The following is a 15599-nucleotide window of genomic DNA, read 5'->3' on the forward strand; positions in this document are numbered from 1 at the left end:
GTTATCCCTTGAAAGAGATCGAGGGACGCCAAGGCACACACATGAGCGATCAAGAGCAAAACTCAGAAAGCACCCTAAGGCGCGCCTTTGAAGCGCTTGCAATTGATGATGAGGGCCGGGCGTGCCGGGATATTCCCGAAAGCGCGTGTCGCGAAGAGCCGCGCAACTTTTTCACCCATGTGACCTCGTTATCGCTCAGCAAGCTTGCGGATGGTCTGGTTGATCCCAAGCTGGTTTTGAGCTGGCTGTTGACGAGCCTTGGCGCGCCAGGCGCTGTGATAGGGCTTTTGGTGCCGGTGCGCGAAGCGGGCGCACTTTTGCCGCAAATGTTCACCGCTGCATCCATTCGCGCCATGCCGCTGCGCAAATATGCGTGGGCAGGGGGCGCGGTAATGCAAGGGGTTGCAGCGCTTGCGATCTTCGCCTTTGCGCAGATGTTCGAAGGGGCAACAGCGGGCTGGGCAATCCTCGGGGCGCTAGGCGTGCTCGCGCTTGCAAGAAGCGTGTGTTCGGTGTCCTACAAGGATGTTCTTGGCAAAACCGTCTCGAAATCGCGGCGCGGCACGGCGACAGGGGTCGCAGGATCAATTGCGGCAGGAATGGTCATCCTATTCGCGGTGCTGCTGGTGTCTGGCCTGGTGGAACGGCGTACAATTGTGCTCGCAGCGCTTGTCGGTGCGGGGCTGTGCTGGATCCTTGGCGGGGTGGTTTTTGCAACCCTTCAGGAAGCCGAAGGAGCAACCGAAGGCGGTGAACAAGCCTTCAGCGTCGCGCGCCAGAACCTCTCTCTCCTTTCAGAGGACCCGCAATTGAGGATGTTCATCGCGGCGCGCGGATGTCTTACTGCAACTGCCCTTGCGCCGCCATTTATGGTCGCGGCTTCGTCGAGCGAGGGGCAAACCGCATTTGAAGGGCTTGGCTTTCTGGTCCTCGCATCATCCGGCGCGGGGCTGGTGAGCTCATTCGTCTGGGGGCGGCTTTCGGACCGGTCCAGCCGGAAGGTTTTGCTGATCTCGGCGTTGGCAGGCGCGCTTTCTCTTGGCGCGACAACCCTTGCGGCAGTGGCCGGCGCGCTTGCGACCATTTGGGTCTTGCCGCTGCTGCTGTTCGGTTTGATGATCGCATACCAAGGTGTGCGCCTGGGGCGTTCTACCCATCTTGTCGACATGGCGAACGAAGACACTCGCGCAGCTTACACGGCAATTTCCAACACTGTTATCGGGGTAGTCTTGCTCGTCGGAAGCGTTTTCGGCGTGGTGGCGCAAGCTTTCGGCAATGCCGCCGTGCTAGGCTCAATGGCCTCGCTGTGCCTTGCCGGGGCCTTTTTCGCGTTCCGCCTCGAAGAAGTGCAAGCGGAGTAACCAAGGCAAGTCTTTGCCCGAACAATGGGCGATGGGCTTGGCAAGCTGCCAGCACGCCTCCATATCGCATCGCAACGCACACGGGAGCGCTTCTTCATGGACGACACCACTTACGATTACGATCTTTTCACCATTGGCATTGGTTCAGGCGGAGTCCGCGCAAGCCGTGTCGCTGCTGCCCATGGCGCGCGCGTCGCCGCTGCAGAAGAATACCGGGTCGGCGGGACATGCGTCATCCGTGGCTGTGTCCCCAAGAAAATGCTCGTCTACGGCGCCCAGTTTGCCGAAGATCTGGAAGATGCAAAGCAATTTGGCTGGGACATTCAGGGCAAGAGCTTTGATTGGGTGCGCCTTCGCGACCACGTTCAGCGTGATATTGACCGGCTTGAGGGGCTTTACGGCGAAACGCTGAGCAATCACAACGTCACCGTTTATCACGAGCGCGCGGAGATCACTGGCGACCACGAAATCACCCTTGCAAGCGGCAAAGTGGTGACTGCGAAATACATCCTTGTCGCAACCGGGGCCCAGCCTCACATGCCCGATTTTGAAGGTAATGAGCACGCAATCACGTCAAATGAGGCCTTTCACCTCGACGAAATCCCTAAGCGCATTCTGATTGCAGGTGGCGGATACATTGCCAATGAATTTGCCGGTATCTTCCAGGAGTTCGGCAGCAAGGTGACCATTGCAAACCGTTCAGATGTTATCTTGCGCGGCTATGATGCGGCCTTGCGCGACCGTTTGCTGCAAATCTCGCTCACAAAGGGCATCGAATTTTGTTTCAACGTGCAGTTTGAATACGTCAAAAAGCAGGATGATGGCACGCTGCTGGTCAAATTGACCGGCCATGACGAGCGTGAATTCGATCAGGTGATGATTGCCACCGGCCGCACGCCCAATACCAAAGGGCTTGGCCTTGAGAAAGTCGGCGTTGAGCTTGGCGATAAAGGCGAGATCGTGGTCGATGCAGCGTCCAAAACCAATGTCGATTATATCTATGCCGTGGGCGATGTGACCGACCGCGTGCAGCTAACCCCGGTTGCAATCCGCGAAGGTCAGGCATTTGCTGATAGCGTGTTTGGTCCGGGCGAACCCTACACGGTCGATCACTCTTGCATTCCGAGCGCGGTATTCAGCCATCCGCCGATTGCATCTGTTGGCCTTACCGAAGGCGAGGCGCGCAACACGCTTGGCTCAATCAAGGTGTTTCAGTCCGATTTTCGCCCGATGAAACACGTCGTTGCAGGCCGCAATGAGCGCGGGCTTTACAAGATGATTGTCGATGCGGCGAATGACCGGATCGTGGGTATCCATATGATCGCGCCTGAAGCGCCAGAGATCATGCAAGCGGCAGCGGTCGCGGTTAAAGCGGGCCTTACCAAGGCTGATTTCGACGCAACCACCGCGATCCACCCGACCATGGCCGAGGAATTGGTACTTCTTAAGTAGCGCGTGAAAAGCGGCCCGGCGCAAACAGGGCGGGGGTGATGCCTCGCTCTTTCAGGTCGCTTGGCCACTCGCGCCCCAACGCAAGTATCTCTCCGATGTGGGCAAGGGCAGGGGAGGTTTGGAAGCCGTAACCACCTTGTCCTGCGCACCAGAAGAAACCGGGCGCATCAGGCGCAAAGCCCACCACTGGCAATTCATCCGGGGCAAAGCTCCTGAGGCCCGCCCATGAATGCGCGATGCGTTCAATTTTCAGATCGGTGGCCTCTTCAATGCGGTGCGCGATCGTGGCGATATCGATTTCTTCGGGCGCCGCATCGCAAGGCTCGCTTTCCCCTTCATCTTGAGGCGAAGCGAGCAATTGTGTGGTCCCTTCCGGAAGGAAGTAAAACCCTTCGCCAACTGTCTTTACAAACGGCCAATCGGTGGTTTTTGTACCTTCGGGCGAGGCAAAGGCGATTACGGTGCGGCGGCGTGGTTCAATGCCTATAGGAGTGACCCGCGCCATTTGCGCAATTTCGTCGGCCCACGCCCCGCTTGCATTGACAAGGACGGGAGCGGCAAAGTTCCCTACAGTTGTTTGCAAGCCCCAACCCTTGCCCCTGCGGCTGATGGATTGGACCATCGCCCCGCACACAAGCTCACCTCCACGCGCGCGAAGATCGCGCAGGTTTCCTTGAAGCATGGCGTCGGTGTCGAGTTTAAGCGCGCCATGGTCCAAAAGGGCTTCTGCAACAAAATCTGGCCCAGCCTTTAGCGCCGGGATAAGCGCCCTTGCTTCTTCTCCGGTTATCCTTTCGCAATCACATCCAAACCCCTTGTGAACCTCATCCAGCGCATCAAGCGCCGCGACTTGATCTGTGCGGGCGATGTGGAGCGCGCGGTGAGGGCGTGCGTAGCGCGCTCTGTCATCCACTGGATCAGCAGAAAGATCGGCAAGGCTCAGCGCCGTGAGTGTGCGAACGACCTTCTCCCCCAGACCAAAGTGAGCAAAAGCCACACTGCGGCCCGACGCATGATAACCCGGCGCATCTTCCGCCTCGAGCACGATCACAACTCCATGCTGAGCCAAGCGCGCGGCCAAAGACAGACCGGCAATGCCAGCCCCAATCACAAGAAAGTCTGCGCTTCTGATCGTTTCCGCTTCCATTGCTGGCTTTCCCTCAAACCGCTACGCCTGTCGGGATAACACAAAAATGAGGGTTTCGTTTATGACAAAAACCGTATGTGTCACCGGGGGCACTGGCTACATTGCCGGTGAATTGATCCGCCAATTACTGGCGCGCGATTGGACTGTCCACACAACGGTGCGCAGCAAAGCGAAAAGCGAAGAGACGCTTCGCAAACGGCTTGGCAATGCGCCGCAAGAGAAGGTCAAGGTATTCGATGCAGAGCTGATGTCGGATGACGGCTGGGCCGAGGCCATGGTGGGTTGCACCCACGTCGCCCACGTTGCCTCGCCTATCGCTGCCTCCACTCCCAAAGACGAGAACGAGATGATCGTGCCAGCAAGAGAGGGCACATTGCGCGCGCTTCGCTTTGCCAAAGAGGCAGGGGTCAAACGCTTTGTCCAGACAAGCTCGATGGCCGCTGTCGCCTATGGCCGCAGCGAGAAGGATTACACCGTTTCTGAAGCCGACTGGACCGATATCACCCACCCGGACGTCTATCCTTATATCAAGTCCAAGACCATTGCAGAGCGCGCCGCGCGCGATTGGGTCGCGGCGGAAGGGGGCGATATCGAATTTGTCTCAGTGAACCCATCGATGGTGCTGGGCCCGGTTGATGATCCTGACTTTTCGCCTTCCGTCGAGGCGGTGCGGCAATTGCTCGCTGGCGATGTGCCGATGGCCCCAGACCTCGGCTTTGCGATTGTCGACACGCGCGATACCGCCGAATTGCACGTCAAATGCCTAGAAGAACCGGGCCTTGCGGGAGAGCGCTTCTTGGCGGCGGGCAAGTTTTATAAGTTCATCGATGTCGCCAAAATGCTGAAAGAAGGCCTTCCGCCTGAGCACACCAAGAAGGTGCCCACGCGCGTCATGCCCAACTTCTTCGTTCACGTTCTTAGCCTTTTCAACCCAGCCATCCGCTCGATCAAAAGTGAGCTTGGCAAGAGCCGCCACTGCGATGTCAGCCATGCGAAAGAGCGGCTCGGTTGGGAAACGCGGCCCGCTAAAGAGAGCGTAGTCGACTGCGCCAAGAGCCTTATTGAGCATGGGGTGGTCAAAGTCTGATGGACCTGAAAGGCAAACACGTGCTGCTCACAGGCGGCACGAATGGCATCGGAAAAGCGCTCGCGTTCCAGCTTCGCGACGCGGGCGCGAATGTGGTTGTCACTGGCCGAAACGCCGAGAGGGTCGCGGCGATGCGAGCTGAGGGCTTTGAGGTAATCGAAGCCGGGCTTTCCAATGCCGCCGGCGTCGATGCGCTTGTCGATGGTTGGGGAGATCGCGCGCTCGATGTTCTCATCAACAATGCGGGCCAATTGGTTGATCACGACTTTCGCAAAATGCCGCCTGATTCTGATGCGGCGGACGATGCGATCTATGCCAATCTCAATGCGCCGATCCGCCTCGCGACAGCCTTGATGTCACATCTCCAATCGCGGCCGGAAGCGTCTATCGTCAACGTCACATCCGGCCTCGCGATTGCGCCTGCTGCGCGCCAACCGGTTTATTGCGCGACCAAATCGGGTTTGCGCTTCTATACCCTTGCTCTGCGCGAGCAGCTTAAAGGCACCCGGATCAAAGTGATCGAAGCGCTGCCCCCGGTGGTCGATACGCAAATGAACGATGGCAACCCGATGAAGAAGATGCCTGTTGAAGAGTGCGCGAGGCAAATTCTCAAGGCCATTTTGAATGACCGCGAGGAGGCCAACATCGGCATGACCAAGGCCTTGCGCTTTGCCGAAAGCCTCTCGCCCGGGCTTGCAAAGCGGGTCACGCTGAGGTTTTGAGAGATTGACGCTTCTTCGCTGCTCCGGCAACGAACGCGCGAAACATACAAACAGGGACCACTGAATGTCTGCCAATATTGCCGAAATGGAACGACGCCGCGAAGCCGCCAAGATGGGCGGCGGGCAAAAGCGCATCGATGCACAGCACGCCAAGGGCAAGCTGACGGCGCGTGAGCGTCTTGACGTGCTGCTCGACGAAGGCTCTTTCGAAGAGATCGACACTTACGTTGAGCATGACTGCGTCGATTTCGGCATGGAAAGCCAGAAAATCCCCGGCGACGGTGTGGTCACGGGTTCTGGCACCATCAACGGTCGGCTGGTCTATGTGTTCAGCCAGGACTTCACCGTCTTCGGCGGTTCGCTGTCGAAACGCCATGCGGAGAAAATCTGCAAGGTGATGGACACCGCCATGAAGGTCGGCGCTCCCGTCATTGGCCTCAACGACAGTGGCGGCGCGCGTATTCAGGAAGGCGTTGCCTCGCTTGGCGGCTATGCCGATGTGTTCCAGAAAAACGTGCTCGCATCAGGCGTCATCCCCCAAATCAGCCTCATCATGGGCCCATGCGCTGGCGGCGCAGTGTATTCGCCTGCCATGACCGACTTCATCTTCATGGTGAAGGACTCATCTTACATGTTCGTGACCGGCCCCGATGTGGTGAAGACCGTCACCAATGAAGAAGTCACGCAAGAAGAGCTGGGCGGGGCGATTACGCACACGACCAAGACTTCGGTCGCAGACATTGCGTTTGAAAACGATGTCGAGACACTGCTCGCAACGCGTGATTTCTTCAACTACCTGCCGCTCTCCAACCGCGAGGAAGCGCCAGAGCTTCCCACCAACGACCCTTGGGACAGGTTGGAGCCATCGCTCGACACGATCATCCCCGACAATGCGAACCAGCCTTATGACATGCATGAGGTGATCCGGAAGACGCTGGACGAGGGCGAGTTTTTCGAAATTCAGCCAGCGCATGCGGCCAACATCATCTGCGGATTTGGCCGGGTCGAAGGGCGCACGGTGGGTGTTGTCGCGAACCAGCCTATGGTGCTTGCTGGCGTGCTCGATATCGCGTCATCGAAGAAAGCCGCGCGTTTTGTGCGCTTCTGCGATGCGTTCGATATTCCGATTGTGACTTTCGTTGATGTCCCCGGCTTCCTGCCCGGAACGGCGCAAGAAATGGGCGGCATCATCAAGCACGGCGCAAAGCTATTGTTCGCATACGGCGAGGCGACCGTGCCCAAGATCACCATCATCACCCGCAAGGCGTACGGTGGCGCTTACGATGTGATGGCGAGTAAGCACCTTCGCGGCGACCTCAACCTCGCATGGCCCACCGCAGAGATCGCGGTGATGGGCGCCAAAGGCGCGGTGGAGATCATCTTCCGCCAGGACCGAGGCGATGCTGAGAAGATCGCGGAGAAAACCAAGGAATACGAAGACCGCTTTGCCAACCCCTTTGTGGCGGCATCGCGCGGCTATATCGACGAGGTGATCCACCCGCACTCAACGCGGCGGCGGGTTGCGCAAGGGCTACGTCGGCTGCGGACCAAGCAGTTGGAGAACCCTTGGAAGAAGCATGATAATATTCCGTTGTGAGGTGATATGACAGCGAGAGAATTGATAGTTCGAGTATCTTTTTGGACTATGGTAGGGACGGTGATCTTGACCGCATTCATCCTGTCTAGTCCAAGAATACCCTAGGAGGCGACTATCCTCTCTTCGTCACCCTGAACTTGTTTGAGGGTCTATTTCTCGGCTGGCGAAGTTGGTTCTCGAATGTGAAATGGATCCCGGATCAAGTCCGGGATGACGAGTGGGGGATGGTGACTGGTCAATGAAAGAACTTCTCCTGCCCCTCTCCCTGCTGCTCGCCACCGCCGCCTGCGCGTTCATCGCCCACCGCGTCTACCGAAGCCCCAATAACTGGCACATCGACGGCGAAACAAAGGAACTGCGCTTTCACAATTGGCCCAGTGTCGGCATATTTGTTTGTATCGGCGTGATGTGCGCGATGACAGGATATCTGTTGATGCTTGGTATTTTGAATTGAAGGTGAGCGGATGGACTGGTCCAGCATTTCAATAATTGTCGCCGGTGTCTGTTTCCTGGGCATGCTGTTGTTCTGGGGCCTTGCTGCGGCACAAAAAAGCGCAGGCAAGCTAGCTGGAAGGCCTTCCTACGCGCTGTTTGCATGGCTTGCATTTGTGTGCTGCTTGTTCTTTGTGTTCCTCGCATTTGCCACTCTGGAGATAAACGTAATCCAATGAAACTAGGCCGCCTTAATCACATCGGGATCGCAACGCCCTCTATCGCGGACTCCATCGCCCACTATCGGGACACCATGGGCGCGACGCAGATTACCGAGCCCTTTGACCTGCCCGAACAAGGCGTCAAAGTCTGCTTTGTCGATACACCTACGGACAGCGGAATGAACGGCACGCAGCTTGAGTTGATCGAGCCTTTTGACGAGAGCTCTCCGATCAATGGCTTCCTCGCCAAGAACCCGGCGGGTGGCCAGCACCATGTCTGTTTTGAAGTGCCCGATATCGACGAAGCGCGCGCTGAGTTTGAGGGACAAGGCAAGCGCATCCTTGGCCCCACGCGCATTGGCGCTCACGGCACGCCGATTTTCTTTCTGCACCCCAAGGATATGCAGGGCATCCTCACCGAGATCATGGAAACGCCTAAAGAGGGCGCGCATTGGTCCAACTGAGGCCTTATTGACGCAGCGCGACGTAGCGGACTTGTCTTGACGCTCACGTCAAGGCAAAGAGTTGCTAAACGAAACGCGCCAATAAAATGCGTATCCAAGATTCTGGGAGAGAGCCAAGATGACCTACGAAACGATTCTAGTGGAGCGTGAAGGCCCGCTGATGATCCTGACGCTGAACAAGCCGGATCGCCTGAACGCTATGGCACCGCAAATGGCTGATGAAATCGGTCAGGCGTTCTACGATCTTGGTGATGCACGCGCGGTTCTCATCACGGGTGAGGGCAAGGGCTTTTGCTCTGGCGCTGATCTTTCAGCTCGCGGCGATGGCAGTGCATTGGGCTCTAAAGGCGGCTCACACCAGGCGCTCCAAAAGCATTATAACCCCGCGATCAGCCAGATTATCCGCGCTGAGGTTCCGGTAATCTGTGCTGTTAACGGTCCAGCGGCTGGCGTAGGTTGCAGCCTCGCGCTGGCGGCAGACTTTACGATTGTCGGCAAAAGCGGCTATTTCCTCCAGGCATTTGTCAACATTGGCCTTGTGCCAGATGGCGGTTCGACCTGGCTGCTCACCCGCGCGATTGGCCGGGCTCGTGCAACCCGCATGATGATGCTGGGTGAGAAAATTCGCGGCGAACAAGCGGAAGAATGGGGCCTTGCCTACAAATGCGTCGAGGACGCCGATCTGATGAGCGAGGCGCGCGCTTTGGCTGAAAAACTCGCCAATGGACCAACGCTCGCGATTCGGACGATGAAGCGCAACATTGCGCTCGCGGCAGATGGCAGCCTTGAGCAGGTTTTCCTTGCGGAAGCAGAAGGTCAACGGCTTGCAGGGGCCAGCCAGGATGCGATGGAAGGCGGCATGGCCTTCCTGCAAAAACGCAAAGCCGAGTTCAAAGGGCAATAAGGGCAAAGGCTCTTAACATTGCCAAACAACGCAAAGTCCGGCGATTTTAACGCGCCTATATTCGCATTTCTTGCCCTGCTTTCGACAGGTGGTGCAGGGGTGGCGTGGCTCGATGCGCTCGACTTTGATCCTTGCGACTCCATCCTGACCAAAGGCGGTTCGGATTGCATTGAACCGGGCCTAACCGGGGCAATCGTTGGCGGTGTCCTAGTGCTTTTCGGTCTAGCGATTCTCTGGGGAGCAATCGTTGGAAGAAACGACGCACAAGCGCCCATTTTCATTCGCATCTGCCTCGGATGGTTTGGGCTCATGTTTGCCGCTTGCGGAGGCGCGATTGCCTTTGCGCAAATAACCGTAGGCGTGTGAGCAAGGATTAATTTCCCGCCCGCACTTTTTCCTCGGCCTGAATGTGGATATGGGACACACCATGACTGACACAAACAAATCCGGGCCAACCCCCGCCGATTGGAAAGCCCTCGCTGATAAGGAAGTGAAGGGCCGCGACCTGACCTGGGAAACACCAGAGGGGTTTGCGATCAAGCCGCTCTATACGGCAGAAGATCATGAGGGCTGGGACCCGGGGCTTCCCGGCTTTGCGCCGTTCACGCGCGGGGTGAAGGCTTCGATGTATGCAGGGCGCCCTTGGACAATCCGGCAATATGCGGGCTTCTCGACGGCTGAGGAATCGAACGCTTTTTACCGCCGCAATCTGGCTGCGGGTCAAAAGGGGCTGTCGGTCGCGTTCGACCTCGCAACGCACCGGGGTTATGACAGCGACCACCCGCGCGTTGTGGGCGACGTCGGTAAGGCGGGCGTCGCGATTGATACGGTCGCGGATATGGAAATCCTGTTCGACCAGATCCCGCTCGACACCATGAGCGTTTCCATGACGATGAATGGCGCGGTGATCCCGGTCCTTGCGTTCTACATCGTTGCGGCGGAACGTTCGGGGGTTTCTCAGGACCAGCTTTCCGGCACCATTCAGAACGACATCTTAAAAGAGTTCATGGTCCGCAACACCTATATCTATCCGCCAGAGCCCTCGATGCGGATTATCTCGGATATCATCGGCTACACCTCGGCTAACATGCCGAAATTTAACAGCATTTCGATCAGCGGCTATCATATGCATGAGGCGGGCGCGACGGCCGTGCAGGAGCTTGCCTTCACCATTGCCGACGGCAAAGAATATGCGACCCGCGCGATGGCAACAGGGCTTGATATTGATGCCTTTGCGGGGCGTTTGTCGTTCTTCTTCGGCATCGGCATGAACTTCTTCATGGAGATCGCCAAGCTGCGCGCCGCGCGCACGCTTTGGTATGAGGTGATGGATGGGCTGGGCGCAAAGTCTGAGCGGAGCAAAATGCTGCGCACTCACTGCCAGACGTCCGGTGTGAGCTTGCAAGAGCAAGACCCCTATAACAACGTCATGCGCACGACGATTGAGGCGATGGCGGCGACACTTGGCGGCACACAGTCGCTCCACACCAATGCGCTCGATGAAGCCATTGCGCTTCCCACCGATTTCTCCGCCCGCATCGCGCGCAACACTCAGCTGGTGCTTCAGGAAGAGACGGGGATCACCAACGTCGTCGATCCGCTGGGTGGCTCGCATTATATCGAAGCGCTGACTTCCAAACTGGTCGAAGAGGCGCGCGAACTTATGGCTAAGGTCGATGAAGCGGGCGGCATGACAGCCTATGTCGGCACCGGCGCTCCCAAAGCCGAGATCGAACGCGCGGCGGCGGAAAAGCAGACGATGGTCGATCAGGGCAAGACCGTGATCGTGGGCGTTAACAAATACCGCAAGGACAAAGAGGACCCTATCGACACGCTCGACATCGACAATGCAGCGGTGCGCAAAGGTCAGATCAAACGGCTTGCCGCAGTGCGCGCAGGCCGCGATGAAGCGGCGTGTCAGGCGGCGTTGAAGGCTCTCACCGAGGGCTCTGCAAGTGATGCGAACGTGCTGCAATTGGCCGTGGAAGCCGCGCGCCACGATGCGACTTTGGGCGAGATTTCCTCCGCTATGGAAGAGGTCTTTGGCCGCCACGATGCAACGCCAAAGCCAGTCTCTGGCGTTTACAAAAGCGCCTATGAGTTCGATCAACGCTGGGCGCAGGTGACGGACGGGGTGGAGGCGGTCAGCCGACGCTTGGGCCGCAAGCCGCGCATCATGGTCGCCAAAATGGGTCAGGATGGCCACGACCGGGGCGCAAACGTGATCGCGTCGGCGTTCTCAGACATGGGCTTTGAGGTCATCTCCGGCCCGTTGTTCCAGACGCCCGAAGAGGCGTGCAAAATGGCACTTGAGAAAGACGTCGACATCGTCGGCGCGAGTAGTCTTGCCGCAGGTCACAAGACGCTGATCCCGGAGCTGATAAACAAGCTCAAAGACGCAGGCCGCCCCGACATCAAAGTCACCGCAGGCGGCGTGATACCGCCGCAAGACTACGACTTCCTGCGCGAGGCGGGGGTGCAGGGCATCTACGGCCCCGGCTCAAACGTGGTCGAATGCGCGGCGGATATCCTGACGCTGCTAGGTCACAACATGCCGCCGCTGGACAGCGCGATGGAGGAGGCGGCGGAGTGAGTTTTGAATTCACTGCTGGCAAGATTGGTTGCATTGATCCAACTAATGGCGATGTCCTCAAGCGAAGGCATGAGCACTATCAAAGTCGGGAATACCATTACTCGATCATTGGTTCGGATGGCGTAACGAAGTTCACCGCGCTGGTGCTACAGGATGCCGATGGGCAGCGAGCGAATCCAAGTAAGAAAGGAGATCATGTCCTGGTCCGGGCACTCCGTCACAATATCGATGGCAGCACAACTGATGTGACATCATCTCGAGACCGCGACCTTTCCCGCTTAATCAGCTATCTCAAGAAAGTGCATTCACATAATTACACGGCCAAGTTCACCATGTCGGACAAACGGTTCCAGTATCGACCTATCGAAGGACCGCTCTTTCTCAGAGCCAAGGAACTAATCAAAAAAGCCCTTCGACAAGCTCAGGGCGAACGGAGTTTTGAAGATGACTGACCTACCCGAAGGCACACGGCCCGAAACCATGTCCGTTCACGCGGGCACGCAGCCTGACCCGACAACCAACGCGCGGATCACGCCGATCTACCAGACGTCCTCCTACGTCTTCGACAGCCCGGAGCATGCGGCAAACCTGTTCTCCCTCGCGGAGTTCGGCAACATCTACACCCGCATCATGAACCCCACCAACGATGCGTTGGAGAAGAAAGTCGCAGCGCTTGAAGGCGGCGTGGGCGCGCTGGGTGTCGCTTCGGGCCATGCAGCGCAATTGCTGGTGTTTCACACATTGATGGAGCCGGGCTGCAACATCGTCGCGGCGAGGAAGCTTTACGGCGGATCGCTCAACCAGATGGGTGAGGCTTTCCTCAAATTCGGTTGGGAAACGCGCTTTGTTGACGTCGATGACGTCGAGAACGTGCGCTCCGCGATGGATGAAAACACGCGGGCCGTGTTTATCGAGAGCCTTGCCAATCCCGGCGGCGTTGTCACCGATATCGAAGCCATCGCGGCTGTCGCTCATGAAGGCGGGGTGCCGCTGATCGTCGACAACACGATGGCTACCCCGGCGCTGTGCCGCCCGTTTGAGCACGGCGCGGATATCGTCACGCACTCGACGACCAAGTTCCTGAACGGTCACGGCAATGCCGTGGGCGGGGTGATTGTCGACAGCGGCAATTTCGACTGGAAAGCCCAAGGGGATAAGTACCCCTCGCTGACCAAGCCCAATGGTTCTTATCACGGCGCGGTTCTGGTCGATGCGTTGGAGCCAATTGGTCCCATCGCCTTTATCATCGCTTGCCGCGTTCTGGGTCTGCGCGACCTTGGGCCTGCGATGGCGCCTATGAACGCCTTCCTTGCGCTTACCGGAATGGAGACACTGTATCTGCGGATGGAGCGGCATTGCGCCAACGCCCATGCGCTTGCCGAATGGCTCCAAGAGCAAGATGCGGTCGAGTGGGTGAGCTATGCGGGGCTTCCCGACAATCCCTATAATGCCAACGCCAATAAATACCTTGGCGGTAAGGGCGGGGCGGTGTTCACCTTTGGCCTCAAAGGCGGTTACGAAGCGGGCAAAGCGCTTGTCTCAAACGTCAAGCTCTTCAGCCACTTGGCCAACATTGGTGACACGCGTTCGCTCATCATTCACCCTGCGTCCACTACCCACAGCCAGCTTTCAGCAGAAGATTTGGTTGCAGCAGGCGCTGGCCCGGATGTAGTGCGCATCTCGGTCGGTATCGAGCATATTGACGATATCAAAGCAGACCTTCTCCAAGCGCTAAACGTAAGGTAAAAATGACCCAAATTCGCAACGATTGGACCCGCGAGGAGATCGCGGAACTCTTCAACCTGCCCTTCACCGAGCTGCTTTTCCAAGCCGCGAGCATACACCGCGAGAACCACCCGCCAGAGCAAATCCAGCTGTGCACACTGCTCAGCATCAAGACCGGCGGGTGCCCCGAGGATTGCGGCTATTGCTCGCAGTCGGTGAAGGCCGAAAGCGGGGTCGAGGCGACCAAGCTGATGGACGTACAAGCCGTTCTGCAACGCGCAGCGCAGGCCAAGGATCAAGGATCGCAGCGGTTCTGCATGGGAGCCGCATGGCGCAATCCCAAAGACCGCGACATGCCTGCAATCGTTGAGATCGTGAAGGGCGTGCGCGATATGGGGCTTGAGACTTGTATGACGCTGGGCATGCTGGAGCCGCATCAGGCGGACATGCTCGCCGAAGCGGGGCTGGATTATTACAACCACAATATCGACAGCAGCCCGGAGTATTACGAGCGGGTGATTTCGACCCGCGATTTCCAATGCCGCCTCGATACGCTCGATAATGTGCGCAAGGCGGGCATCAATGTTTGCTCTGGCGGGATTGTTGGCATGGGCGAAACACGAGAGGACCGGGTGGGCTTTGTGCACACGCTTGCGACGCTTGAGAGCCACCCCGAGAGCGTTCCGGTGAATGCTCTGGTGCCCGTCAAAGGCACGGTTCTGGGCGATATGCTGGCCGATACGCCGATGGCCAAGATCGACGACATTGAGTTTGTGCGCACGGTTGCGGTGGCGCGGATCACTATGCCCATGTCCATGGTGCGCCTCTCCGCTGGCCGTGAAAGCATGTCAGAGGCGACACAGGCGCTGTGCTTCTTGGCGGGTGCAAACTCGATCTTCACCGGCGACAAGCTGCTCACCGCTCCCAATGCGGGCGATGACAGCGATGGCGCCTTGTTTGCGAAATTAGGGCTGACAGCATTGCAACAGGAAGAACCAGCACGCGCAGCCAAACAAATAGAGCCGGCCGAATGATATCTCAGATCGCAGCAGTGCTTCTCGCAGCTCAAGGGGCGCCAGAGTTTGCGCCGCTGGTGGTGGGGGAGACCGCGACCGCATCTGTCCTTGATGCGCAGCGTGAGATCAATGTGATCCTGCCGCCCGATTACGGCGATGATCTTGAGCGCCGGTGGCCAGTGGTGGTCATGCTTGATGGGGGATTGCAGCAAGATCTGTTTCTGGGTGTGGGCATCCACAATTGGAACAGGCTGTGGGGACGCAGCAAAGGTGTCATTTGGGTCGGGATTGAGACTAAAGACAGACAGCGAGAATTGCTTCCGCCAACACGCGACCTTGAACAACAAGAGCGTTTCCCAACTGCGGGAGAAAGCGAGCAATTTCGCAGCTGGCTCGTTGGTGAGATTCTGCCGATGATTGCCTCTCGCTATCGCACCAGCGACGAAGTCTTTCTGGTCGGCGAAAGTGCCGCTGGGCATTTTGTGATCGAAACCTGGGCGACCGGCACGGAGGCGTTTTCTGGGTTTGCTGCGATTTCGCCTAGTCTGCAATGGGATGAGCAATCGCTATCGCACCAAATTGCAAATCAGGGCGCGAGCGGTTCGTCGCTCTACATCTCACTGGCAGATGAGGGCGGGGCGACACAGGAGGGCATCCTGCGACTGGTTGAAGCGCTGCCTGAGAACCAAAACTGGTGTTTTTCGGACCGCCGCAAAGACCTCCTTCATTCCAACAGTTTGCATGGATTGCTTCCAGAGGCGCTGCAGTTCTTGTTGCCAACGCCAGCGGATTGGTTGGAGGAATACGGCTTCGTTCTTCGGTGCGATCAGAAGGGGAGCGGTTCTGACTAAGCCTGCTCTTGGCTTTGGCGTTGATAC

At 57.8% G+C, this 15599-nt stretch carries 15 protein-coding genes; 14 read left to right on the top strand and 1 reads right to left on the bottom strand.

Annotated elements, in window-relative coordinates; translation table 11 throughout:
• Nucleotides 1-41: 41 nt before the first annotated feature.
• A complete protein-coding gene (locus tag EH31_RS00485; RefSeq protein WP_034957436.1) occupies nucleotides 42-1361 on the top strand; it encodes an MFS transporter in 1320 nt (439 codons plus the stop codon).
• A gap of 96 nt (nucleotides 1362-1457) precedes the next feature.
• Nucleotides 1458-2813: a glutathione-disulfide reductase gene (gene gorA, locus EH31_RS00490; protein WP_034958676.1), complete on the top strand. Its 1356-nt coding sequence runs from the start codon at nucleotides 1458-1460 to the stop codon at nucleotides 2811-2813.
• Here gorA and EH31_RS00495 read toward each other — a convergent pair.
• On the bottom strand, nucleotides 2806-3960 hold the full coding sequence (locus tag EH31_RS00495; RefSeq protein ID WP_034957437.1) for an NAD(P)/FAD-dependent oxidoreductase: 1155 nt from the start codon (nucleotides 3958-3960) through the stop codon (nucleotides 2806-2808). The two genes, gorA and EH31_RS00495, sit on opposite strands and share 8 nt — an antisense overlap.
• Nucleotides 3961-4021: 61 nt before the next feature.
• On the opposite strand from EH31_RS00495, the gene EH31_RS00500 reads away from it, so the two are divergent.
• The 12 genes from EH31_RS00500 (at nucleotide 4022) to EH31_RS00560 (ending at nucleotide 15572) form a co-directional block, all read left to right on the top strand.
• A complete protein-coding gene (locus tag EH31_RS00500; RefSeq protein WP_034957438.1) occupies nucleotides 4022-5047 on the top strand; it encodes an NAD-dependent epimerase/dehydratase family protein in 1026 nt (341 codons plus the stop codon).
• Nucleotides 5047-5769: an SDR family oxidoreductase gene (locus EH31_RS00505; protein ID WP_034957440.1), complete on the top strand. Its 723-nt coding sequence runs from the start codon at nucleotides 5047-5049 to the stop codon at nucleotides 5767-5769. Before EH31_RS00500 ends, EH31_RS00505 begins: the two co-directional genes overlap by 1 nt.
• 64 nt (nucleotides 5770-5833) lie before the next feature.
• Nucleotides 5834-7366: an acyl-CoA carboxylase subunit beta gene (locus EH31_RS00510; protein WP_034957441.1), complete on the top strand. Its 1533-nt coding sequence runs from the start codon at nucleotides 5834-5836 to the stop codon at nucleotides 7364-7366.
• Between the two features lie 238 nt (nucleotides 7367-7604).
• Nucleotides 7605-7820, top strand: a complete 216-nt coding sequence (locus EH31_RS00515) for a hypothetical protein (RefSeq protein ID WP_152553412.1) — start codon at nucleotides 7605-7607, stop codon at nucleotides 7818-7820.
• Nucleotides 7821-8033: 213 nt separating this feature from the next.
• Entirely contained in the window at nucleotides 8034-8483 is a 450-nt protein-coding gene (gene mce, locus EH31_RS00525) for a methylmalonyl-CoA epimerase (protein ID WP_034957446.1), read from the top strand.
• A 118-nt stretch (nucleotides 8484-8601) separates the two neighbouring features.
• Nucleotides 8602-9387 (top strand): enoyl-CoA hydratase-related protein, encoded by a 786-nt coding sequence (locus tag EH31_RS00530; RefSeq protein WP_034957447.1) that lies wholly within the window; start codon nucleotides 8602-8604, stop codon nucleotides 9385-9387.
• 18 nt (nucleotides 9388-9405) lie between these two features.
• Entirely contained in the window at nucleotides 9406-9753 is a 348-nt protein-coding gene (locus tag EH31_RS00535) for a hypothetical protein (protein ID WP_034957449.1), read from the top strand.
• Nucleotides 9754-9814: 61 nt separating this feature from the next.
• Nucleotides 9815-11980, top strand: a complete 2166-nt coding sequence (gene scpA / locus EH31_RS00540) for a methylmalonyl-CoA mutase (RefSeq protein ID WP_034957452.1) — start codon at nucleotides 9815-9817, stop codon at nucleotides 11978-11980.
• Entirely contained in the window at nucleotides 11977-12432 is a 456-nt protein-coding gene (locus EH31_RS00545) for a hypothetical protein (protein ID WP_034957455.1), read from the top strand. The genes scpA and EH31_RS00545 overlap by 4 nt, the downstream gene beginning before the upstream one ends.
• Entirely contained in the window at nucleotides 12425-13726 is a 1302-nt protein-coding gene (locus tag EH31_RS00550; protein WP_034957457.1) for an O-acetylhomoserine aminocarboxypropyltransferase, read from the top strand. Before EH31_RS00545 ends, EH31_RS00550 begins: the two co-directional genes overlap by 8 nt.
• A gap of 2 nt (nucleotides 13727-13728) precedes the next feature.
• The gene (bioB, locus tag EH31_RS00555) at nucleotides 13729-14739 is read left to right on the top strand and encodes a biotin synthase BioB (RefSeq protein ID WP_034957458.1); all 1011 of its coding nucleotides are present in this window, start codon (nucleotides 13729-13731) and stop codon (nucleotides 14737-14739) included.
• The gene (locus EH31_RS00560) at nucleotides 14736-15572 is read left to right on the top strand and encodes an alpha/beta hydrolase (RefSeq protein WP_034957460.1); all 837 of its coding nucleotides are present in this window, start codon (nucleotides 14736-14738) and stop codon (nucleotides 15570-15572) included. Before bioB ends, EH31_RS00560 begins: the two co-directional genes overlap by 4 nt.
• Nucleotides 15573-15599 lie beyond the last annotated feature (27 nt).

This window comes from Erythrobacter longus (assembly GCF_000715015.1).
Taxonomy (GTDB): domain Bacteria; phylum Pseudomonadota; class Alphaproteobacteria; order Sphingomonadales; family Sphingomonadaceae; genus Erythrobacter; species Erythrobacter longus.

Coding starts and splice junctions, on each gene's coding strand:
- EH31_RS00560 (WP_034957460.1), top strand. CDS start 14,736: ATGATATCTCAGATCGCAGCAGTGCTTCTCGCAGCTCAAGGGGCGCCA.
- EH31_RS00495 (WP_034957437.1), bottom strand. CDS start 3,960: ATGGAAGCGGAAACGATCAGAAGCGCAGACTTTCTTGTGATTGGGGCT.
- EH31_RS00530 (WP_034957447.1), top strand. CDS start 8,602: ATGACCTACGAAACGATTCTAGTGGAGCGTGAAGGCCCGCTGATGATC.
- bioB (WP_034957458.1), top strand. CDS start 13,729: ATGACCCAAATTCGCAACGATTGGACCCGCGAGGAGATCGCGGAACTC.
- EH31_RS00550 (WP_034957457.1), top strand. CDS start 12,425: ATGACTGACCTACCCGAAGGCACACGGCCCGAAACCATGTCCGTTCAC.
- EH31_RS00505 (WP_034957440.1), top strand. CDS start 5,047: ATGGACCTGAAAGGCAAACACGTGCTGCTCACAGGCGGCACGAATGGC.
- EH31_RS00515 (WP_152553412.1), top strand. CDS start 7,605: ATGAAAGAACTTCTCCTGCCCCTCTCCCTGCTGCTCGCCACCGCCGCC.
- scpA (WP_034957452.1), top strand. CDS start 9,815: ATGACTGACACAAACAAATCCGGGCCAACCCCCGCCGATTGGAAAGCC.
- mce (WP_034957446.1), top strand. CDS start 8,034: ATGAAACTAGGCCGCCTTAATCACATCGGGATCGCAACGCCCTCTATC.
- EH31_RS00485 (WP_034957436.1), top strand. CDS start 42: ATGAGCGATCAAGAGCAAAACTCAGAAAGCACCCTAAGGCGCGCCTTT.
- gorA (WP_034958676.1), top strand. CDS start 1,458: ATGGACGACACCACTTACGATTACGATCTTTTCACCATTGGCATTGGT.
- EH31_RS00500 (WP_034957438.1), top strand. CDS start 4,022: ATGACAAAAACCGTATGTGTCACCGGGGGCACTGGCTACATTGCCGGT.
- EH31_RS00510 (WP_034957441.1), top strand. CDS start 5,834: ATGTCTGCCAATATTGCCGAAATGGAACGACGCCGCGAAGCCGCCAAG.